Origin of the sequence: Reichenbachiella sp. MALMAid0571 (assembly GCF_040151475.1) — a bacterium.
Lineage (GTDB): Bacteria > Bacteroidota > Bacteroidia > Cytophagales > Cyclobacteriaceae > CAXBNB01.
Genome location: NZ_JBDKWG010000151.1, coordinates 171,071 through 191,061, shown reverse-complemented (window position 1 = coordinate 191,061; position 19,991 = coordinate 171,071). Strand labels below are relative to the sequence as shown.

Genomic DNA, 19,991 nt, shown 5'->3' with positions numbered 1-19,991 from the left:
TCAAAAGTCAATATTAAAAGCATGAAAAAATTACTAGTCATATTATTATTCTTTCCTTTATTTCTTTCAAAATCATTGGGTGCTGAAGTTGGTGTAAATAAAGAAGACACAGTGTATATAGAGTTGGGAAGCAATAAAAAAATAGCCATTGTAGTGGACAGTCAGGATGACCTCAAGAAACTGGAAGATTATGATTTGAATAAAATAATATCAGACCTGAATATGCATGCCGATACTGTTGTTTTTAAAAACAAGAAAGAGAAAAAAAAGCAGAATAAATGGGAAAAGGATACCACCTATTATTTTCATAGAAAAAGGGCAGATATAGATTTTTCTATTGCCAACTATAAAGTTGAAATTAAATCCAATGATTTTGACGATTTGGGCGATGATGTAGAAGATTTTGTTGAACATTATAAATATGCTGAAAAAGAAGAGAAGATTGAAGATGAAGTAGAAAAACATAAGAAAAGCTTCAATATTGATTTAGGTATGAATAATTGGTTGGGTGGTGATGGATTAGCCAGTGATAACCTGCACAGTGTTAAGCCATGGGGTTCGTGGTATGTTGCTTTAAAAAGAAACCACAGGATATCTACCGGGGGTAAAGGCTTCATCAACTGGGGATATGGAGTAAGCTGGTACAATTGGAAATTCGAAAATAGAAATGCCAGAATAGTAAAGGGTACTGATGGCATTACTTTTCAGGAAGATGATTCTGTAGAGGGTTTGAAAAGCAAACTAACTGCTTCTTTTGTTAATCTTGAAGTGATACCAATGCTTGATTATTCCTATGGGAAAAGGAAAGTCAATATTGTCAGACATGGCAATGTGAGCGTTACACGTTATCGAAAAATTGGTTTTAGGTTTGGAATGGGACCTTACGTTGGTTACAGAATGGGGTCTAAAACTAAAATCGTGTATAAGGACAATGGTGATAAAAAGAAAGACAAAGACCATGACAATTTTTACCTTAACAACTTCAGGTATGGCCTTCGTGCCCGGGTAGGGTATAACAAAACCGATTTCTTTATTAACTATGACCTCAACAAGGTATTTTCAAAAGGAAAGGGTCCTGAATTGAATGCTATCAGTTTTGGTTTCATACTCTGATTGAGAAATTATTTTTCTGTTTGTGGGAACAATTTTACTTTCTGAATTTCAATCGTTGTTAGAAAATATTAGATTGTTATTCAAACAGTATAACTTGCCAATTGAATAAAATCAGTTTCCATGAGTAAACCGGCATTCGAAGATATTTTTATGGAATTGGCAGTAAATCTGGCCAAAAGATCACATTGCATCAAAAGGCATGTGGGTGCTGTTTTGGTGAAAGACACCCGTATTATTTCAATTGGCTATAACGGGCCACCTGCAGGTACACATAACTGCGATGAGGAATTTCCTGAAAAAGGTTGCTTTACCGATTCAAAGGGAAGTTGCTCTCTGGCTATCCATGCAGAACAAAATGCCATATTGTATGCGGTGAAAAATAATGCGTCAGTTGATGGGTCTTCCTTATTCGTAACACTTTCACCTTGTCTTGCTTGTGCCAGAATCATATACTCTACCGGGATTAGGGAAGTAACTTATCTTAAATCCTATGCAGAATACAAAGGGCTGGAGTCTGATGAGGGGATTGACTTTCTTGAGAAATTTGGAGTGAAAACCCGGAAATATACAGGAGAATTGACCAATGTCACTCATATGATTTAGGGCAAGCTAATGTTTTCTACTAAACTAGTATTTGATAAATAAACATTGCCCAATGTTCCTTGTCAATAGATAAGTTTGCGCTTTATTACCAATTGCGCCAATGAAGTTTTTGTTATTCCCTTTTGCATTGATCTATGGTTGGGTTACGTCTCTTCGAAATCACCTCTATGATATCGGGACATATAAGTCTGTAGCATTTGATGTCAATGTTATTTCGGTGGGTAACCTGACAGTTGGTGGTACCGGAAAAAGCCCGATGGTGGAATATATCGTAAGGCTTTTGGAAAGAAATGAGCATAAGCCAGCTATTCTGAGCCGTGGGTACAAGAGGAAAACCAGAGGATTTCGGTTGGCAAATGATAAAGATACAGCTGTTACATTAGGAGATGAACCTTTCCAGTTTTGGTTGAAATTTGGCAATAAAATACCCGTGGCTGTAGGAGAGGAGCGTGTTATGGCTATACCGGAGATTCTATTCGAACATGAAGATTGCGATGTGGTGGTATGCGACGATGCATTTCAACATCGAACTTTAAGACCAAATCTGAATGTTTTGCTTTCTACTTATGGCCGTCCATTTTTTGAGGATCATTTGATGCCCTATGGTAGATTGAGGGAAGCAAGAAATGGTGCTTCACGTGCGGATATATTGGTTTTTACAAAATGTCAAGAACAGATCACTTCTAGTGAAGCATACGTAAAAGAAGCACGGAAATACCTGAGAACCGATGTGCCTGTTTTTTTTACCAAAACAAAATACCAAGCTCCGATAGCAATTTTTAGCAATGAATTAGAGTTCGTAAACAAGGTAATACTGGTAAGCGGACTGGCAGATAGTAAACATCTTGTGGAATACGTAGAGAAAGAATTTGATCTGTTATGCCATTTAGAATATGGCGATCACCATCACTTTTCTAAGTCTGATATGGAGAGTATATTAACGGCTTATAATCAGGGCATGGCTGATGGGGTAGTTTCAATTCTAACAACAGAAAAAGATGCTACAAAAATCAGGGAATTTAAAGAATTATCCAGCATGCCTGTTTTTTATTTGCCTATTGAAATAGAATTCCTTGATGAAGGTGATAAATTTGAACAATTGATTGTAGATAGTTTCAAAAATGAGCCACAGGAGAGAATTCAGTAAGTAGTGAAGTATAAAATATCTTTTTTTACCATCCTTTTTTTTGTGTCGATTTCTGCATTTAGCCAGATTATTGATGATTCTACCAAGCTGGTGTATGGAGCTCATTCAACAGCTTTTACGCTCGAAAGTAAAATCCGTGAAAATGATACTACTTTCCAGCATGTCGATACCACCTTGCATCAATTGGAAAATTTTGAAGTAATCAAAAAGACATCTGTCTATTATCAGGATTTGGGTGTAAACGGCACGGCAATGAACCCTGTGTTCTATTCCGTTCCCAGAACTATAGGCAGGACATCAGGGTTCAGTGCCTATGATCCTTATATGCTCAATCCGGAGGAGTTCAGGTATTATGATACAAAATCCCCTTATATGGATTTGAATGTGGTCTTTGGTGGCAATGGACGATCTGAAGTTAATTTTAATTTTTCCAGAAATGTAAAACCAAATTGGAATGTTGGGTTTGATATTTATAAAATGTCTTCAAAACGGCAAGTAGGTGAGGTTGCGTTGACCGGAGACAATAACAATACAAGGTCTTCCATTTTGGATATTTACACCTATTACGAATCAAAAAAGAAAAATTATACGCTGTTGTTTCATGCCCTTCGTTTTGAACATGCCGTTCGTGAAACAGGTGGGGTAAATTTGCCATTAGATGCCGAGGAACTGGAGTTTTTTCAATATGCAGATGCACCCATTAGCCTTGTGAATGCACAGAGTAAGGATTCAAGAGTAAATTTTCATGCGTACCAACAGTACACGGTGAAGCCATTTTTTCAGGTCTATCATAAAATGGATAAAAAGAGTATCAAAAATGAATTCAATGATTATCCTCTTTCTGGAACTACAAGCGACAAAGATTATTTTGATAATATATTTATCAGGTCTGACTCTACCCTTGATGCAGCTACTTTTAATGAATTTACCAATGAATTCGGCATGAAGGGCAAGCTGTCTAATCGCTTATTCTATAGTGCTTATTTAAAAAGAAGAGACATCAATTACAGGTATGTTTATTCTGATCCTTTTGGACATACAGGTGAAACTTATCTGGGAGGTGATATCAAGCTGTTTATCACTGATAATAATATTGTAGGTGGAAATGTTGAGATTTTGGATGGGGGACAATATTATTTGAAAGGATTTCTTCAAAATAAATATGTAAACGCTTCTTATACCAGTGCGATTTACAATCCTTCGTTTTTGTCGGAGCAATATCTTGGCAATCATTTCGAATGGTCCAATGATTTTGACCCAATCATTGTCAACAGCATAGAAGGTTCTGCAAAATATGATTTTTCATTTTTGTCTATCGAACCAAAAGTTTCCATCACCAGCATTGACCAGTATGTATTTTTCAATACCGACAAAGCACCTTCTCAATCCTCTTCTACTGCGATCATCAACCGATATTCGGTTAGGGCGGATTTGAATTTAGGAAAACATTTTCATTTGGACAATCAGGTGAATTATACCCTGCTTGCAGGAGGCGGATCAGGAGTATTCAGAGTGCCGGATTTGCTTGGTAGCAGCCGTTGGTATTATGAAAGCGTTTGGTTTAATGATTACATGCCCATTCAGATTGGGATAAATGTGCGTTGGCAATCGGCGTATTATGCAAACTACTACGATCCTGTCATTCAGCAATTTTATTTGCAAAATGAGTTTGAAATGAAGGCGTATGCTGCGGCAGATGTATTTCTGAATTTCCAGGCTAAAAAGTTAAGAATTTTTGTAAAAATGACCCATGTCAATCAACCTCCTGACAATGGGTATTTTGCTACTCCGTTTTATCCGGGACAGAAAAAAATATTCGACATTGGATGTCGATGGTTGTTTTTTGATTAAAAGATAATCTTATGGAAGGTGATTTTGACAAAACTGTATTGGGACTCAATCTCCCTACAGATCCAAGGTGGACAAATATTGCAGAAAAGTCGCTCGATGAAATTCTGATCGATCATGCCTATTGTGAGCAAAAGGCAGCTTCTTCATGCATCTCTTTGATCGTTTCATATCCGGAAAAAGCAGATTTGGTAGAATTGATGACAAGTGTTGTAGCTGAAGAATGGAGTCATTTTGAGCGTGTGCTTGATGAAATGAAAAAACGGGGAATCTCCCTTGGCAGGATGCGCAAAGATGAATACGTGATTGCTATCAATGGTATTGTGAGGAAAGGTGGCAGTCGAGATCAACAGTTGGTGGAAAAACTACTGCTCAATGCACTGATAGAAGCCAGAAGTTGTGAACGTTTTAAATTGCTTTGGAAAAACATGGAAGATACAGGCCTGCAAAAGTTCTACTATGAATTGATGGTGTCTGAGGCTGCCCATTATGCCAATTTCCTGGACTTAGCTAAGAAATATATGGGAGAGGAATATGTAATGAACCGGTGGAGAGAGTTTCTCGTAGCTGAAGCCGATATTATGAAAAATTTAGAGGTAAGAGGGGATAGGATGCATTGAAAAAGTCATTCCCCGAACACCGAAGAATGACTTTTTATGGAAAGTATTTTCAGAAATTACTTCGCTGCTGCGAATCTTTTCGCTACTTCATCCCAGTTGACTACATTAAAAAATGCAGCAATGTAATCAGGCCTTCTGTTTTGGTAGTGCAAATAGTAAGCATGCTCCCATACATCAAGTCCAAGAATAGGAGTGCCTCCACAGCCAACACCCGGCATCAAAGGATTGTCCTGATTGGCAGATGAGCAAACTTCTAATTTGCCATCTTTGACACAAAGCCATGCCCAACCAGAACCAAATCTGGTTGCTCCGGCTTTTGCAAACGTCTCTTTGAATGCATCAAATGAACCGAAAGCGACATCAATAGCTGCTGCCAAATCCCCTGAAGGAGTGCCTCCGCCATTTGGGCTCATCACTGTCCAGAAAAGGGAGTGGTTGAAGTGTCCACCGCCGTTGTTTCTTACAGCAGGAACATCAGAGTGCTGCGCACAAATTTCTTCAATAGACTTGCCTTCCATGTTCGTACCGGCAATAGCATTGTTCAAATTGGTTACATAAGCATTATGGTGTTTCCCGTGATGGATTTCCATAGTTTTAGTATCGATATGCGGCTCAAGAGCGTCATGAGCATAGGGTAATGAAGGTAATTCGAATGCCATAATTGTATTATTTATATGTATTAAAAATTTACTGTAAAACTAGCCTTTTTTGACGTGGTGACCAATGATTTTCATGAATCAAATCTATGCATGTATTGAAGAAATTTATCAGGGCTGTTTGGTTAGTGGCCTATTTGTCTGATAACTGTTTTACTCCCTCAACCTCGTAAAAAAATCTTTTACCAATTCGCCACACTCTTCTGCCAGTACACCATGTTGTACATTGGTCTTGGGATGAAATGCCTTGGGAGCAAGAGCAGAATATCCTCTTTTTTCATCACTGGCACCATAGACTACTCCTTCGAGTTGCGACCAATAGGATGCCCCTGCGCACATGGTACATGGCTCCAATGTTACGAACAAACGACATTGTGTGAGATACTTGGTGCCCAGGAAGTTTTCTGCAGCCGTAATCGCAAGAATTTCAGCATGAGCAGTTACATCATTTAGTTTTTCTACCTGATTGTACGCCCTGGCTATAATTTTATTGTCGCAAACCACAACTGCTCCAATCGGCACTTCTCCTTCCTCCAGAGCATATTTAGCCTGAGTCAGAGCCTGCTTCATAAAAGCTTCGTCGCTGTGTAACCCCGGAATCATTGAAGGTTCTTTTTTACTTCCATACTTTGCATGATTTCATTTGCTACGTTTTGCCAGGTTGCTTTGATATTGGAGGGACATGAAAAATTAAATACCAGTGAATTTCCGTTGATCAGGGTATATTGTATGTAAGTATATTTGTTGATTGATCCTTTTTTTACAAAAACATCTTCTTCCTCTTTCACTGTAGATACAAACTCGAAATAGGCATATTTTCTGCCATTTACTTCTTTAATGCCTTCACTCAACATTTCTATATTGTCGTACAAACTATAGATGTTGGATTTTTGAAAGCTCTTCATAATCTCCAAATCCTTTTCATTCCATTGTGTGATGGACTTATTTACTCCAAGATCTATAGTCATACCCGGATCGGTAAACAAAGCCAGAGGCCGTTTGATAGTAAAGTACCTGTCAGCAATTTCATCGTCGGTCATTGGCCTGAAGTTTTCAGGAATAGACATAGAGATAGATTCATTCACCTTTATTTTAACCAGCTTGTCAGATTGATAAGAAGAAAAAAGAAGTAAAAACGAAAGGAGAATGTTCAAAATCATGGGAGTATTTATACAATGTGAAAAATCAAAATTAAAGTAGAAGTAGATAACGCCCAAACGACCACAATTATTAAATTTGCGGTTCTCAAAATTTCAACGAATAAACAAGATAGAAAGAATGCTTAGGACAAATACTTGTGGTGAATTAAGGATCAGTGAAGTAGGTAAAACAGTAACTTTATGCGGTTGGGTACAGACATTGAGAGACAAAGGAGGAGTAGTTTGGATAGATTTACGTGATCGTTATGGGGTGACACAGCTAATATTTGAAGAAGGTCAGGCTTCTACTGAATTAATAAATTTGGCTACATCCGTTGGTAGAGAATTTGTGATCAGTGCCACCGGGGTTGTTACAGAGAGATATTCGAAGAATGACAAGATTCCTACCGGAGATATTGAGATAAAAGTGGAGAAAATGGAGGTGTTAAACAAATCTAAGGTGCCTCCCTTTTTGATAGAAGACGATACGGATGGTGGAGAGGAATTAAGGATGAAGTATCGCTATCTGGATTTGAGAAGAAATCCTGTGAGTAGTAAGTTGAAGTTGAGACACAAGATGCTCCAGGCTACAAGATCTTATTTGTCCAATCAGGATTTTATGGAAGTAGAAACACCTGTATTGATAAAATCAACCCCGGAAGGCGCAAGAGATTTTGTTGTACCATCTCGTGTGAATCAGGGAGAATTTTACGCCCTGCCGCAATCTCCCCAGACTTTCAAGCAGTTGCTAATGGTGTCAGGTTTTGACAAGTATTTCCAAATAGTAAAATGCTTTCGGGACGAAGACTTAAGAGCAGATCGCCAGCCTGAATTTACTCAAATTGACTGTGAAATGTCATTTGTTACCAGAGAAGATATCTTAAATACTTTTGAGGGGTTGGTTAGATTTCTATTCAAAGAAGTGAAAGGTATCGAAGTAGGCGAGTTTGTACACATGCAATACGACGATGCTATGAGATTGTACGGTTCTGATAAGCCGGACGTACGCTTTGAAATGCCGTTTGTAGAGATCAATAGTGTGGCAAAAGGAAAAGGATTTGGCATATTTGATCAATCGGAACTGGTGGTTGCTATTTGTGCAAAGGGATGTGCAGAATACACCAGAAAACAATTGGATGCCCTAACTGACTTTGTAAGAAAACCTCAGATAGGAGCGAAAGGGCTGGTTTATTTAAAATGTAACCAAGACGGTACTTTCAAGTCGTCTGTAGATAAATTTTACTCGCAAGAAGATTTGAAGCAGTGGGCAGAAGCGGCAGGTGCAGAAGCGGGAGATTTATTGTTGGTGTTATCCGGAGATACAGACCATACCCGTAAAGCAATGAATGAATTGCGTCTCGAAATGGGTAACCAATTGGGGTTGAGAGACGATTCTGTTTTCAAACCACTTTGGATAATTGATTTCCCGTTATTGGAGTGGGATGAAGAAACTCAACGGTATCACGCCATGCACCATCCGTTTACCTCTCCTAACAAAGAGGATTTGAAATTGTTGGATATCGATCCGGGAGCGGTTAAAGCCAATGCCTATGATTTAGTAATCAATGGAGTGGAAATAGGAGGTGGATCAATCAGAATTCATGACAGAGAGACTCAGGCATTGATGTTTGATCATCTGGGATTTACCCCGGAAGAAGCTAAAGCTCAGTTTGGTTTCTTGATGGATGCTTTTGAATATGGAGCTCCACCTCACGGTGGCATTGCATTTGGTTTTGACAGACTTTGTGCCTTGTTTGGCGGATCACAATCTATTCGGGATTATATTGCCTTTCCTAAAAATACTTCAGCCAGAGATGTGATGATTGATTCACCATCGATGGTTTCACCAGATCAGCTAAAAGAATTAGGTATTAAGTTGGATAAATGATCCTTTATAAAAATCAAATTTTAATATTTAAAAATGAATAAATACCGACTGAAACCTATACTGTTATTGATTCTGTTGATGTTGGTATCTATTTTCTCAGCTTTTAGTCAGGCTGATACTACCAAAACCAAAAAGACGAGTTTTGCAGTATATCCTGCTTTAGGGTCATCTCCTGAGACCGGATTTATGTATGGTATTATTGCCTTTATGGTATTGAAAGATAAGGACGGTGAGGCCAATGAGTTTTACCGTCCTACTTCGATTTCACCATATTTTTTATACACTCAAAAGAAGCAGGTGCTTTCTGCTCTGGACATTGATGTATATCTTAAAAATGGTTTGAACATCAATACCATTATCAGGTATTTTAATTTTCCCGATTTTTTCTACGGTATAGGCAATCAAACTGATCCTGATCATAGAGAACTTTATACTGACCGTTTTTACCGTGTTTCAGGGCGGGTAATGAAACCTGTAAATCAAAATCTGTTTGTCGGTTTACTCTATGACTTGCAGTACAATGATATTCGTAAAGTGATTGTGGGTGGGGATTTGGAAAATTCAAATGCTATCGGAATTGATGGAGGACGCAATATGGGTATAGGTCCCGGGCTTCTGTATGATTCCCGGAATAGTACACTTTATCCTACGGATGGCACTTTTTTAAATGCCGGAATTACACTTTTTAACGAAGGGTTTGCAGGTCAATACAATTACGCATCTTATCTGTTGGACTACAGAAAGTACATGAAGCTTTTAAGTAAAAAAAATATCCTGGCATTACAGTTTAGAGCAAATTTTACTTCTGGTACCAACATGCCATTCTACAAACTGCCAAAGCTGGGAGGAGATGACAGGCTGAGGGGATTAAGTCATAAAAATCTATATATCGATAGGCAGTCATATTTTTTGCAAGCTGAAGTACGACAAGAATTGTTTTGGAGGTTTGGGGGAGTGGTATTTGCCGGTATGGGAGATGTAGCTTCTGGCTTAGGAGATTTTAGTTGGAATAACAATAGGTTCATTTATGGTTTAGGAGGAAGGTTTCAGGCATTGAAAGATGAAAAAATGAACATTCGTTTGGACATTGGTTTTACTGACAATGGGCAATCAGCATTTTACCTTTCTGTAAGGGAAGCATTTTAAATTCCCCAAAATCATTTTATTGAATCGTTTGATAGTCCTTTCGTGATAAGGACAATGTAATTTAAAATAGCAGGGGATGAATGTTTTGTATGTTGATGATCAAAAGGAAAATTTGAATGTATTTAGGATAGCATTTAAGAGATATTACACTGTTTTTGTGGCAGAGAGTGGTGAAGAGGCTCTGGATATTCTAAGTGCAAATCAAATCGATGTAGTGATTGCAGATCATCGTATGCCTGAACTAACAGGCATTGAATTACTTGTCAAAGTGGGTGAGTTATACGTTAATACTAAAAAAATTATCATTTCTGAGTACATCAATGATAAGGTGATAAGGGATGCCATGAAAGCTTTTAATTTCGATGGTTGTATGAGTAAACCATGGAATGGGGAAGAGTTGAAAAAAATGATAGAACAAGGCATATAAAAAAATGGCTGCTTCAAATTTGAATGAAACAGCCATTTTTTAATAACCAAAAGTTGATCAATCTTCAATAATTACTACCTTATCCATTACATCTCCCTCTTTGATCATATCAATTACTTCCAGGCCTTCGACTACCTTTCCAAAGCAGGTGTGGTTTCGATCCAAATGGGCAGTGTTATTTCTTGAATGGCAGATGAAAAACTGAGAGCCTCCTGTATTTCTTCCTGCATGTGCCATTGAAAGCACTCCTCTGTCATGGTATTGGTTTTCACCATCAAGTTCACAATTGATGTGATATCCCGGCCCACCTGCACCTGTACCATTAGGGCATCCACCCTGAATTACAAAATCAGGCAATACCCTGTGAAAAGTTAACCCGTCATAGAAGTTATGATTAGCCAATTCAACAAAGTTTTTTACCGTATTAGGTGCATCTTTTTCATAAAAATCAATCTTCATTACACCTTTTGCGGTGTGGATTTCTGCTCTCATACTGTTCTTTTTATTTTATAAAAATCTATTTTCTGGAATCAGAAGCAAATTTAATTCATAAAATAAACAATGTAAAATACTAATATTATTAGTATTTTACATTCAAATTATAAAGCAGATAGATTTATGGAATTACCGAAAAATGAAAACATATTTAAAGGAAGAGGAGCACAGATAAAACCGGGTAACAGATTTGAGAAAACATTTGTTGATGCAGAAAATACAGACGGGATAGATGACTATGAAACAGCTATTCCTAAAACAAATATATTTTTCGAATCACCAAAGGGTATTGTCAGCAGAAATGATAGCCCTGACCTTTCATGGCGTTATTCGATTAATCCCTATCAAGGGTGTGAACATGGATGTGTCTATTGCTATGCCAGAAATTCACATGAGTACTGGGGGTTTAATGCGGGAATGGATTTTGAATCTAAGATTGTAGTTAAAAAGAATGCAGCAGAATTATTGGAAAAAGAGTTTTTGAAAAAGACATGGAAGCCTGCTACTGTCATGCTTTCGGGAAACACGGATTGCTATCAACCATTGGAAAAGAGGTTTGGTATTACCAGGAAACTCTTAGAGATGTTTTTGAAATATCAGAATCCGGTTGGCATAATTACCAAAAATAGCCTGATTAAAAGAGATTTGGATATCCTTTCAGAACTGGCAAAGAACAACCTTGTATGCGTTGCTGTATCTATAACTTCTGTAAATGAAGAATTAAGGAGAAAGATGGAACCCAGAACTTCTTCTTCCTTAAACAGGTTCTCTACGATTAAAATTCTCGCTGATGCAGGTATTCCGGTTATGGTGATGGTTGCACCAATAGTTCCCGGCCTGAATGACCATGAAATTCCTAAAATAATTCAAAAATCAGCAGAAGCCGGAGCTATAAGAGCTGGTTATACTACTGTGAGGCTAAATGGTCAAATTGGTTTGGTTTTCAAAGATTGGCTGAGCAAAAGCTTTCCATTGCGAGCTGAAAAAGTTTGGAATCAAATTGAAAGCCTGCATGGTGGAAATGTAAATGATAGCCAATGGGGTAGGAGGATGAGAGGTGATGGTGTAATGTCTGAATCAATTGAGAATTTATTTCACATATCTGTAAAGAAGTATATGAAGGATAGAACAATGTCACCTTTAGATACCTCAAAATTTCGAAAGGGAGGTAATTATTCTTTGTTTTAATGCATAAAAAAAGTCCCTGTAAGGGACTTTAATAATATCTTATGGAACTGAGTTTATTCTGTTACTAAGCTCACTGTCATTTCCACATCATCATAAATGGCTTTGTCTCCAAGGTTATCGAAAAAGCTGTTAGAACCATATCGAATATCGAATTTTGACCTGTCAAAAACTATTTTGGCTGTTGCAGATTTCTTATCAACATTGGCAGGAAAAGTTATAGAGTTTGTTTTTCCTTTGATGGTCAAGTCTCCTGTGATTTCATAATTTCCAGCATCACTTTTCGCTTTTTTTGCTGAAGTGATTTTGAAACTTGCTTCTTTAAAATTAGAAGTATCAAAAAAGTCAGCTGAGTTTAGGTGACCGACAAGTTTTCCATGCATTTTAGATCCCTCTTCCAAATCCAGTACTCCTATAGTTGTCATATCAATCACAAATTCTCCACCTGACAACTTGCTGCCATCAAAGATCAACTTTCCACTTTTTATACTGATGTCACCATTGTGTTGTCCAGTTACTTTTTTTGCAAGCCATTCTAGTTTGCTCGATTTAGTATTTATTTTGTATTCATTTCCGGCAAAAGCACTGAATGAAATAGCAACCATCGCTACGATAGCTAATAATAAATTTGTTTTTTTCATGTCTTAATATTTATTTAATTTTTAAACTAGTCCTTTAGTACGAGATATTTGTAATTACAGTTATCTTTTTTATAAAATTAATCATTTCAATTTTCAGACCAAAACTTAATTTACTGCAAATGCTTGTTTACATAAGTATAAGCCACTTTTTGATCATATTTCAACATGTGGTAAAAGAGCCTTTGATTTAAAGTGTTCTAAAGTATTCTAAAATTTTCCGAGCATCTTCCTGCGATACGTTTTGATTGGCCATAGGTATTCCGTTGGCTTCTACCAGAAGTTGTTTGGCGATTGGATCTTTTTGTATCATTACATCAGGATTTATAATCATATTCATTACCCACTCCGGTGAACGTCTTTCTAAGATTCCTTTTGGAGCAGGTCCCAACAACTTTTCTGTAGGTTTGTGGCATGCGGTACAGAGTTGCTCGAACAATGCTTTACCTTCTGTGGCAATGGCATCATCGATCTCTCCAAGGCTTACTTCCTTTACAGGACCTATCCCTTTGTTTTTCAGGGGATCAGGGTCTGTGGTTTCTTGTTTTGGGGCTTCTTTGGGTTCTTCCTGTTGGCTGGGAGTTTCGGTGGTAGAGGCCTTTTTGTCGCCAGAACAACTCATGACCAGCAAAAACGATAAGAAAAGCAAGGGTTTAGTGAAACTCACATAAACGGAATACATTTTTTTCATAATGGAATTTTTTTGTTTATTTAATAATTACCTATACTAACAACTTTGAACCGCATATCTTATTCACGGTTGATCGTCATTTCAGGACTCAAAATAGCGCATAAAAAAAGCCACTTCAAATTGAAATGGCTTTAAAATTATTTTTTTATTTTTCTTATCCCTTGAGTAAAAATCCATCAGCAAGTAGCCTGAACTCATTAAATATTTTAGAAGTGGCAGCTTTTATGTGCCTGTCAGATTTGGAGTCAGCACGTGAGAACACTCCGGAAGCATATCCCTGCCAAACGGTTTTCTTTCTTTTTCTATCATAAAATACCACAAGAAGGGTTCCTTCATGCATGCAATACCTTTGCTCCATATATTCCCCTGTACGTGCTTCATCATCGTCTTCATATTGGTCGAGATTTGCAACTGATGGTCTTGTGCTTTGTGTTTGTTTGGTATTTAAGAATGAATTCGTACCAACCCAGGTTTCAAACTTTGGTTGGTTATAGCCCCTAAGATAAAAATCATCATAAAATATTTTATACATGATGAGAAGGTCAGGTTTTGTCTCACTTATTTTATATCCTTGCGCACCGAGACGGTTCATCATGGTAGTTTTGATAAGTTCCCTGTTGTGTAGGGTATCTTCATTGGCATTTTTAATGAAATCAAAAGTTTTATACCTTTTGAAATTTCCATCATAACTGTAATCGGAATCAATGATGTAGTCCCTGTGAGAAACACAACTTGTAATAATTAATGTTAAAACAATTAATTTAGCGATAGGATTTATTCGGTATTTAGTTATCATGTTTTTGTTAGTTTTTTAATAATTCTAGCGAGTCATTGTATTCTATATTATTATTGGAGTCTATAAGATAGCTAAAAATATTTTATTTGGTAAATGTTTGAGTTTTTTTATATTTATTTTTTTATAAAGCGTAATAGTTACGACTAAATTTTAAATTTTCCTATCATTTTATTAAGAATATTGTAAATGTCAAATGTATTGATTATAGGTGCCGGAGGTGTTGGAAGAGTGGTTTCCTACAAGTGTGCACAAGTTGCTGATCTGTTTAAAAATATCACTTTAGCAAGTAGGACACAGTCTAAATGTGATGTTATAGCAAAAGATATTTTGACTGATTTGGGGGTAGAAGTAAAGACTGCTCAGGTTGATGCAGACAATGTACCTGAGTTGGTCAGTTTGATCAATGAAGTGCAACCCAAAATAGTAATTAATGTCGCATTGCCATATCAGGATTTAACGATAATGGATGCATGCCTGGAAACAGGCGTGCACTATTTGGATACAGCCAATTATGAGCCAAAAGACGAGGCTAAATTCGAATATAAATGGCAATGGGACTATCAAGACAGATTTAAGGAAGCTGGCCTGACAGCCATTCTGGGTTGTGGATTTGATCCTGGTGTTACAAGTATATTTACCGCTTATGCTGCAAAGCATCATTTTGATGAAATTCATTACCTGGATATTGTTGATTGCAATGCAGGAGATCATGGGAAGGCTTTTGCTACTAATTTCAACCCTGAAATAAATATTCGGGAAGTAACTCAAAAAGGCAAATATTATGAAAATGGTAAGTGGGTAGAAACAGAACCCCATGAAATTAAAAAATCAATTAATTATCCTGAGATAGGAGCCCGAAATTCCTATGTGATTTATCATGAAGAACTGGAATCGTTGGTTAAAAACTTTCCATCATTAAAAAGAGCACGTTTTTGGATGACTTTTGGAGATGAATACCTTACTCACCTAAGGGTAATTCAAAACATAGGTATGGCCTCTATTGAGCCTGTAATGTACGAAGGTAAAGAGATTGTGCCATTGCAATTTCTGAAAGCTGTGTTGCCGGATCCGGGAAGCCTTGCTGAAAATTACAATGGGCAGACGTCTATAGGATGTCGGATTAAAGGAGTGAAAGATGGAGATATCAGAACTTATTATATTTATAACAATTGTAAACATCAGGATGCTTTTGACGATACCAGAGCACAAGGAGTATCTTTTACTACCGGTGTGCCGGCAATGATTGGTGCATTGATGGTGCTAACAGGCGAGTGGTCCGGAGCAGGTGTTTTCAATGTAGAAGAGATGAATCCTGATCCTTTCATGGCAGAACTTCCAAAGTACGGATTACCCTGGAACGAAATGCATGAGATAGATTTAGAAGTTTAGATTTCCAGTATTATGGAAGAAAAATTTCCCTCGCCATGTTTTGTATTGGATGAAGTTCGGTTAGAAAAGAATCTACAGTTGTTAAAGCGGGTACAAAGTGAAACAGGCGTAGATATTATTCTGGCTTTTAAGGGATTCGCCATGTGGAGTGCCTTTCCATTGGTTAGAAAATACCTTAAAGGGGCTACAGCAAGCTCTCTTAATGAAGTAAAGCTTTGTGTTGAGGAAATGAAATGCAAAGCCCACACTTACTCGGTAGCTTATACCGAAGATGAAATTGATCAGATATTGCAATCAAGTAGTCATATTACTTTTAATTCTCTTAACCAATTTGAAAGGTATAGAGAGAAAGCTAAAAAGTGGGGTGTTTCCTGTGGTATCAGAGTCAATCCTGAGTTTTCTGATGTAAGTACTGATTTGTATAATCCGTCTGCTCCGGATTCGAGATTAGGAATGACGAAGGAACATTTTGCCAATGGTCTTCCAGAGGGAATTGATGGACTTCATTTTCATGTATTGTGTGAGTCAGATTCGTATGCCTTAAAAGGTGTGCTGGAAGCTTTGGAAGCAAGGTTTGGTAATGAACTGAAAAAAGTGAAATGGGTAAACATGGGTGGGGGGCATGCCATTACAAGAGCCGGATATGATGTTGATCACTTGATCGACTTGCTTAGGAAATTTAAAGAGAAGTATAAGGTGGATGTGGTTTTAGAGCCAGGTAGTGCTGTGGCCTGGCAGACTGGAGAGTTGCAGACTACTGTGTTAGATATAGTTGAAAATGGAGGTGTTAAGACTGCCATAATTGATGGTTCATTTACTTGTCATATGCCGGATTGTTTGGAAATGCCTTACAGACCCAAAGTCAAGCAAGGGCATACCGATAGGGACATTGGATCATACAAATATAAAATCGGTGGTGTAAGTTGTCTTGCAGGAGATTATCTGGATACCTATTCTTTTGACAATGAGCTTCATGTTGGTGATCAATTAATTTTTGAGGATATGATTCACTACACTATGGTTAAGACCACTACCTTTAACGGAGTAAAGCATCCTTCCATTGGAATCATCAGAAGGACAGGTGAGCTTGAGCTGGTTAGAACGTTTGGCTACAATGATTATAAAGATAGGCTTTCTTGAAAGGATTTAGTGCCTTATGATTACCTTTTCAATTTGAGAATTGCCGTTTTTATTTCCTTTAAGGATGTAAATTCCGTTGGTCAATCCTGATACATCAATTTTATTTTCTGAAATTGATAAATTTACTGATCTTCCCGAAATAGAGAACATTTCTATTTGATCAAATGTCCCCTTTATGTTGATGGTATTTTGAGCGGGGTTTGGATAGAATTGAAGAAATTTTTCTGCTTTATCTTTTTCAATTCCTACTACCGCATTGGGGTCGTAGTTGGTTTTTCCAAAGATAGGCCGGATCATCAGACTTCCTTCTACTACTACATTCGAATTCCAATCTCCTTCAGTGTTTACGTATATTTTACTTCCCTGATTGTTGGTCTTATCTAAGCCTATGCCAATAAAGTCATCTTTGAATTGTTGAAACCCGATGTAGAAAGTGCCTGAAACTACTACAGGAAACTCGAAAGTATAACGAGTGAACTGATTGATTGAATCACTGGGTTCTATAACGAAATTTTGTTTAGCTGAAATTGAACCTGTTTCCCCTGAAAGATTCCTGAAAACTGAAAGATTCATTTGTTCTCCAGAGGATATTACTGGTTTGATCAATGGAAAATAGATGTCAATATCGGTTATGGTATCTTGCTCTGCCAGTACAAATTCAATGGCTATTTGTCCATTACTTTGATTTATTCCTGCGGCAAATTCTGCAGATCCATCGTCATACGACAATACATCATGGATCTTAAATACTTTTTTTACATTGTCATTTAGCCTGAAGTTGTATTCTTCATCTACAAGAAAAGTAGTATCGGCTCCTCCATTATTGATTGATTTGATGAAATAATTATCACCGCTTATAAATTCAAATTCTGTAGATATATACAACGAATCTGTATTTTCATTAAAGATAGAATGATCAATCACCTCTGTTTCTACTTCAGCCCTGCCAAAAGCAGAAAGTGGATTGATTGTACTGTTTTCACGGAATATTTCCTGACCTGCCAATTCATCTCTTATAATGTAGTTGTATTCTACCGGTTGTATATTGTTTTCAAAACTGGACAATGTAACTTTTACAGAAGAAAATATAGTATCAGGAAAGGCAAACAATTGTGAATAAGGTATGGAAGTATAAGTTTTAAAAATGGATAGGGGTTCATTCGTTACTGCATGATCAAAAATAGATTCGTTGTTGGTATTTCTGTCTTGATTTAAATATACATAGTCTATGTGCCAACTGTCAAATGCCCCTGTAGTTTTCCCATAGCTTTGAAACTTGAATCTAAACCCTTCGTGAAAGAACTGCGAACCTGAAACCTGAATATATACTTTTTGAAAGTCGTTAGAAAGGTTTGCCGGGAGTCCTGCTACCGACCATTTTCTAATCCATTCTCCGTTGCGGTTGAGAAAATCAACCCGAATGGAGTCTTTAGGATCTGGCAGCTCACCCCAGCCTTTCATCTGCCAGAAGAAACTCAGGTACACGCTGTTTTCTTTTTCAATAGGTACTTCAGACAAATCTATTGCCTGTGATATAAGGCTATCGGTAGGTGCTACAAAGTCAGATTCTGAGTTGTAAGGCCTGCCTGTAGAGTTTATACCATCAAAAGTAGCTACATTGATGGTAGGTTGGTTGATGCCTATGGAAGGATTGATAAATACACCTACGCCATTTTGCCAAAGTGTGGTGTCAACTCCCGGAGATGAAAACGAAAAATCGTCCCAAAATGGAAGAGAGATCGTGTCAAGTTTTGCCAGAGCAGCGGTAGTCCTTCCGTTGGAATAGGAGGGAGTGGTGGTTGAGTGGAATTTGGGAATAGGTCTCAATTCCAATTGCGCCAGCAAAGTTGTATTAATTAAAAAAAAGAGTAATAATAGAAATAATCTGTTCACTAAATTCGGTTTTACTAATACCTAACGCAATAAGTTATGGTTGATTTTATTTTGAGAATTATTCTTCTGATTTTTCTTCACTCCCTAAATCCAAATCCTGAATGTCGAATAAATCAACGGAATCGGTTTCTACCACCCAAAGATCTATTGGTTCTCCTATCCTTATAGACCCTTGCTGACTGGCTGGTTTTTGTTTGAATATTTTTCCCTGGCCAATTTTGATTTCTTTCAACTCTACATTTCCCAATTCGTCTTTGGTTTCCACTTCGATGATGCCCTCTTTTTTGAAAAATAAGTTACCAACTTTCAGCCCCATACCGAATAAAGCTACTTTTCCATCTTCAAAATCCTGACCGATAAGGTTTGGGATAGGAAACTTCTGATTTCCAGCTCCATCTGCCAGGGTAAAATCAATTTTTGATCCTTTGGGCACTTCCTGATCAGGTTTCATTTTTTTACCATTGTAACTCCATTCTAATACAGTGTTGATATGAAGTTCGGGGACATATTTGGTAACCCCGACCGCTAGTCCAAGACTGTTTAATTGAAGCATTGCATCCTTTAAAGAGTATCCATATAGATTGGGCACCCGAATCACCGGAGGTTTATTCGCATTTAGCGTAATGTAAATTTTTCGGTTTTCCTTCACTTTTGAATTTGGCAGAGGAAATTGCTTAAGTACTGCTAAAGGAGGATATTTAGCTGAATACCCCGAATCAGGTTCTACCTCATATCTCAATTTTTTATTGGCCATAAATTCTTCTAAAGATTCAATGTCTTTACCTTCCAGGTTGGGGACGGATATTGAGTCACCATGATTGGTGACGATAGGCAGATAGATGTAGAAAAATCCGACAATTAGGCATAATATAATTGCCGAAACTATGGCTAAATGTTTTAATATTCTTAAAACATCCTGAAGTTTTTCACCCATTCGAGATGATTGTTTTTTAAAAATGGAAAATTAATCAATTGAATTGTTAATCTACAGATCAATTGAAATCTTTTGTTGAGCTTCTGTTTCAAAATTATAGAGATATCAATTATTTAGGATATTGGATATATATAAATGTAGAGATGAAAGCTGAAATTGTTTTGAAACAACTCATGATATTTTGAATGAAATTGAAAATTGTGCACGAATAATTGCACATTGCTAATTGCCTGCTATATTTGA

20 protein-coding genes are annotated in these 19,991 nt (G+C 37.2%); 11 read left to right on the top strand and 9 right to left on the bottom strand.

The genetic code is table 11. The features are described from left to right. Positions 1-21: 21 nt before the first annotated feature. From AAOP42_RS22885 to AAOP42_RS22865, 5 genes are all read left to right on the top strand, one after another. Positions 22-1,113, top strand: coding sequence for a hypothetical protein (locus AAOP42_RS22885; RefSeq protein ID WP_349530919.1), 1,092 nt, complete (start codon positions 22-24; stop codon positions 1,111-1,113). A gap of 120 nt (positions 1,114-1,233) precedes the next feature. After that, positions 1,234-1,716: a deoxycytidylate deaminase gene (locus tag AAOP42_RS22880; RefSeq protein WP_349530918.1), complete on the top strand. Its 483-nt coding sequence runs from the start codon at positions 1,234-1,236 to the stop codon at positions 1,714-1,716. A gap of 100 nt (positions 1,717-1,816) precedes the next feature. Then, a complete protein-coding gene (lpxK, locus tag AAOP42_RS22875; RefSeq protein WP_349530917.1) occupies positions 1,817-2,863 on the top strand; it encodes a tetraacyldisaccharide 4'-kinase in 1,047 nt (348 codons plus the stop codon). 3 nt (positions 2,864-2,866) lie between these two features. Beyond that, positions 2,867-4,714, top strand: a complete 1,848-nt coding sequence (locus AAOP42_RS22870) for a putative porin (RefSeq protein ID WP_349530916.1) — start codon at positions 2,867-2,869, stop codon at positions 4,712-4,714. 11 nt (positions 4,715-4,725) lie between these two features. Beyond that, complete coding sequence (locus tag AAOP42_RS22865) at positions 4,726-5,331, top strand: MiaE family protein (protein ID WP_349530915.1); 606 nt, start codon at positions 4,726-4,728, stop codon at positions 5,329-5,331. 56 nt (positions 5,332-5,387) lie between these two features. Here AAOP42_RS22865 and AAOP42_RS22860 read toward each other — a convergent pair whose 3' ends face one another. The 3 genes from AAOP42_RS22860 to AAOP42_RS22850 form a co-directional block, all read right to left on the bottom strand. Further along, the gene (locus AAOP42_RS22860; protein WP_349530914.1) at positions 5,388-5,990 is read right to left on the bottom strand and encodes a superoxide dismutase; all 603 of its coding nucleotides are present in this window, start codon (positions 5,988-5,990) and stop codon (positions 5,388-5,390) included. A 150-nt stretch (positions 5,991-6,140) separates the two neighbouring features. Further along, a complete protein-coding gene (locus AAOP42_RS22855; protein ID WP_349530913.1) occupies positions 6,141-6,590 on the bottom strand; it encodes a nucleoside deaminase in 450 nt (149 codons plus the stop codon). Beyond that, positions 6,587-7,147, bottom strand: coding sequence for a hypothetical protein (locus AAOP42_RS22850; RefSeq protein WP_349530912.1), 561 nt, complete (start codon positions 7,145-7,147; stop codon positions 6,587-6,589). The genes AAOP42_RS22855 and AAOP42_RS22850 overlap by 4 nt, the downstream gene beginning before the upstream one ends. 118 nt (positions 7,148-7,265) lie before the next feature. Here AAOP42_RS22850 and aspS point away from each other — a divergent pair, with 118 nt between their 5' ends. The 3 genes from aspS (at position 7,266) to AAOP42_RS22835 (ending at position 10,587) form a co-directional block, all read left to right on the top strand. Continuing rightward, the gene (aspS, locus tag AAOP42_RS22845) at positions 7,266-9,014 is read left to right on the top strand and encodes an aspartate--tRNA ligase (RefSeq protein ID WP_349530911.1); all 1,749 of its coding nucleotides are present in this window, start codon (positions 7,266-7,268) and stop codon (positions 9,012-9,014) included. 33 nt (positions 9,015-9,047) lie between these two features. After that, the gene (locus tag AAOP42_RS22840; RefSeq protein WP_349530910.1) at positions 9,048-10,160 is read left to right on the top strand and encodes a BamA/TamA family outer membrane protein; all 1,113 of its coding nucleotides are present in this window, start codon (positions 9,048-9,050) and stop codon (positions 10,158-10,160) included. 76 nt (positions 10,161-10,236) lie between these two features. Continuing rightward, complete coding sequence (locus tag AAOP42_RS22835) at positions 10,237-10,587, top strand: response regulator (protein WP_349530909.1); 351 nt, start codon at positions 10,237-10,239, stop codon at positions 10,585-10,587. Between the two features lie 57 nt (positions 10,588-10,644). Here AAOP42_RS22835 and AAOP42_RS22830 read toward each other — a convergent pair whose 3' ends face one another. Next, positions 10,645-11,079: a peptidylprolyl isomerase gene (locus AAOP42_RS22830; protein ID WP_349530908.1), complete on the bottom strand. Its 435-nt coding sequence runs from the start codon at positions 11,077-11,079 to the stop codon at positions 10,645-10,647. Positions 11,080-11,205: 126 nt separating this feature from the next. On the opposite strand from AAOP42_RS22830, the gene AAOP42_RS22825 reads away from it, so the two are divergent. Further along, on the top strand, positions 11,206-12,270 hold the full coding sequence (locus AAOP42_RS22825; protein ID WP_349530907.1) for a PA0069 family radical SAM protein: 1,065 nt from the start codon (positions 11,206-11,208) through the stop codon (positions 12,268-12,270). Positions 12,271-12,323: 53 nt separating this feature from the next. Here AAOP42_RS22825 and AAOP42_RS22820 read toward each other — a convergent pair whose 3' ends face one another. The 3 genes from AAOP42_RS22820 to AAOP42_RS22810 all read right to left on the bottom strand — a co-directional run bounded on the left by AAOP42_RS22820 (position 12,324) and on the right by AAOP42_RS22810 (position 14,392). Further along, positions 12,324-12,908, bottom strand: a complete 585-nt coding sequence (locus AAOP42_RS22820; RefSeq protein WP_349530906.1) for a YceI family protein — start codon at positions 12,906-12,908, stop codon at positions 12,324-12,326. A 187-nt stretch (positions 12,909-13,095) separates the two neighbouring features. Beyond that, the gene (locus AAOP42_RS22815) at positions 13,096-13,596 is read right to left on the bottom strand and encodes a c-type cytochrome (RefSeq protein ID WP_349530905.1); all 501 of its coding nucleotides are present in this window, start codon (positions 13,594-13,596) and stop codon (positions 13,096-13,098) included. Positions 13,597-13,750: 154 nt separating this feature from the next. Further along, positions 13,751-14,392, bottom strand: a complete 642-nt coding sequence (locus AAOP42_RS22810) for a DUF4136 domain-containing protein (RefSeq protein ID WP_349530904.1) — start codon at positions 14,390-14,392, stop codon at positions 13,751-13,753. 186 nt (positions 14,393-14,578) lie between these two features. Between AAOP42_RS22810 and AAOP42_RS22805 the strand changes: the two genes are divergently transcribed. Then, positions 14,579-15,781 (top strand): saccharopine dehydrogenase family protein, encoded by a 1,203-nt coding sequence (locus AAOP42_RS22805; RefSeq protein WP_349530903.1) that lies wholly within the window; start codon positions 14,579-14,581, stop codon positions 15,779-15,781. 12 nt (positions 15,782-15,793) lie between these two features. After that, entirely contained in the window at positions 15,794-16,921 is a 1,128-nt protein-coding gene (gene nspC / locus AAOP42_RS22800) for a carboxynorspermidine decarboxylase (protein WP_349530902.1), read from the top strand. Between the two features lie 6 nt (positions 16,922-16,927). On the opposite strand, the gene AAOP42_RS22795 is transcribed toward nspC, so the two are convergent. Both AAOP42_RS22795 and AAOP42_RS22790 read right to left on the bottom strand, forming a co-directional pair. Further along, positions 16,928-18,814, bottom strand: coding sequence for a T9SS type A sorting domain-containing protein (locus tag AAOP42_RS22795; protein ID WP_349530901.1), 1,887 nt, complete (start codon positions 18,812-18,814; stop codon positions 16,928-16,930). A 58-nt stretch (positions 18,815-18,872) separates the two neighbouring features. After that, positions 18,873-19,748 (bottom strand): PASTA domain-containing protein, encoded by an 876-nt coding sequence (locus tag AAOP42_RS22790; RefSeq protein WP_349530900.1) that lies wholly within the window; start codon positions 19,746-19,748, stop codon positions 18,873-18,875. Positions 19,749-19,991 lie beyond the last annotated feature (243 nt).

Coding starts and splice junctions, on each gene's coding strand:
- AAOP42_RS22885 (WP_349530919.1), top strand. CDS start 22: ATGAAAAAATTACTAGTCATATTATTATTCTTTCCTTTATTTCTTTCA.
- AAOP42_RS22855 (WP_349530913.1), bottom strand. CDS start 6,590: ATGATTCCGGGGTTACACAGCGACGAAGCTTTTATGAAGCAGGCTCTG.
- nspC (WP_349530902.1), top strand. CDS start 15,794: ATGGAAGAAAAATTTCCCTCGCCATGTTTTGTATTGGATGAAGTTCGG.
- AAOP42_RS22835 (WP_349530909.1), top strand. CDS start 10,237: ATGAATGTTTTGTATGTTGATGATCAAAAGGAAAATTTGAATGTATTT.
- AAOP42_RS22815 (WP_349530905.1), bottom strand. CDS start 13,596: ATGAAAAAAATGTATTCCGTTTATGTGAGTTTCACTAAACCCTTGCTT.
- AAOP42_RS22820 (WP_349530906.1), bottom strand. CDS start 12,908: ATGAAAAAAACAAATTTATTATTAGCTATCGTAGCGATGGTTGCTATT.
- AAOP42_RS22825 (WP_349530907.1), top strand. CDS start 11,206: ATGGAATTACCGAAAAATGAAAACATATTTAAAGGAAGAGGAGCACAG.
- AAOP42_RS22860 (WP_349530914.1), bottom strand. CDS start 5,990: ATGGCATTCGAATTACCTTCATTACCCTATGCTCATGACGCTCTTGAG.
- AAOP42_RS22850 (WP_349530912.1), bottom strand. CDS start 7,147: ATGATTTTGAACATTCTCCTTTCGTTTTTACTTCTTTTTTCTTCTTAT.
- aspS (WP_349530911.1), top strand. CDS start 7,266: ATGCTTAGGACAAATACTTGTGGTGAATTAAGGATCAGTGAAGTAGGT.
- AAOP42_RS22880 (WP_349530918.1), top strand. CDS start 1,234: ATGAGTAAACCGGCATTCGAAGATATTTTTATGGAATTGGCAGTAAAT.
- AAOP42_RS22810 (WP_349530904.1), bottom strand. CDS start 14,392: ATGATAACTAAATACCGAATAAATCCTATCGCTAAATTAATTGTTTTA.
- AAOP42_RS22805 (WP_349530903.1), top strand. CDS start 14,579: ATGTCAAATGTATTGATTATAGGTGCCGGAGGTGTTGGAAGAGTGGTT.
- AAOP42_RS22840 (WP_349530910.1), top strand. CDS start 9,048: ATGAATAAATACCGACTGAAACCTATACTGTTATTGATTCTGTTGATG.
- AAOP42_RS22865 (WP_349530915.1), top strand. CDS start 4,726: ATGGAAGGTGATTTTGACAAAACTGTATTGGGACTCAATCTCCCTACA.
- AAOP42_RS22790 (WP_349530900.1), bottom strand. CDS start 19,748: ATGGGTGAAAAACTTCAGGATGTTTTAAGAATATTAAAACATTTAGCC.
- AAOP42_RS22830 (WP_349530908.1), bottom strand. CDS start 11,079: ATGAGAGCAGAAATCCACACCGCAAAAGGTGTAATGAAGATTGATTTT.
- lpxK (WP_349530917.1), top strand. CDS start 1,817: ATGAAGTTTTTGTTATTCCCTTTTGCATTGATCTATGGTTGGGTTACG.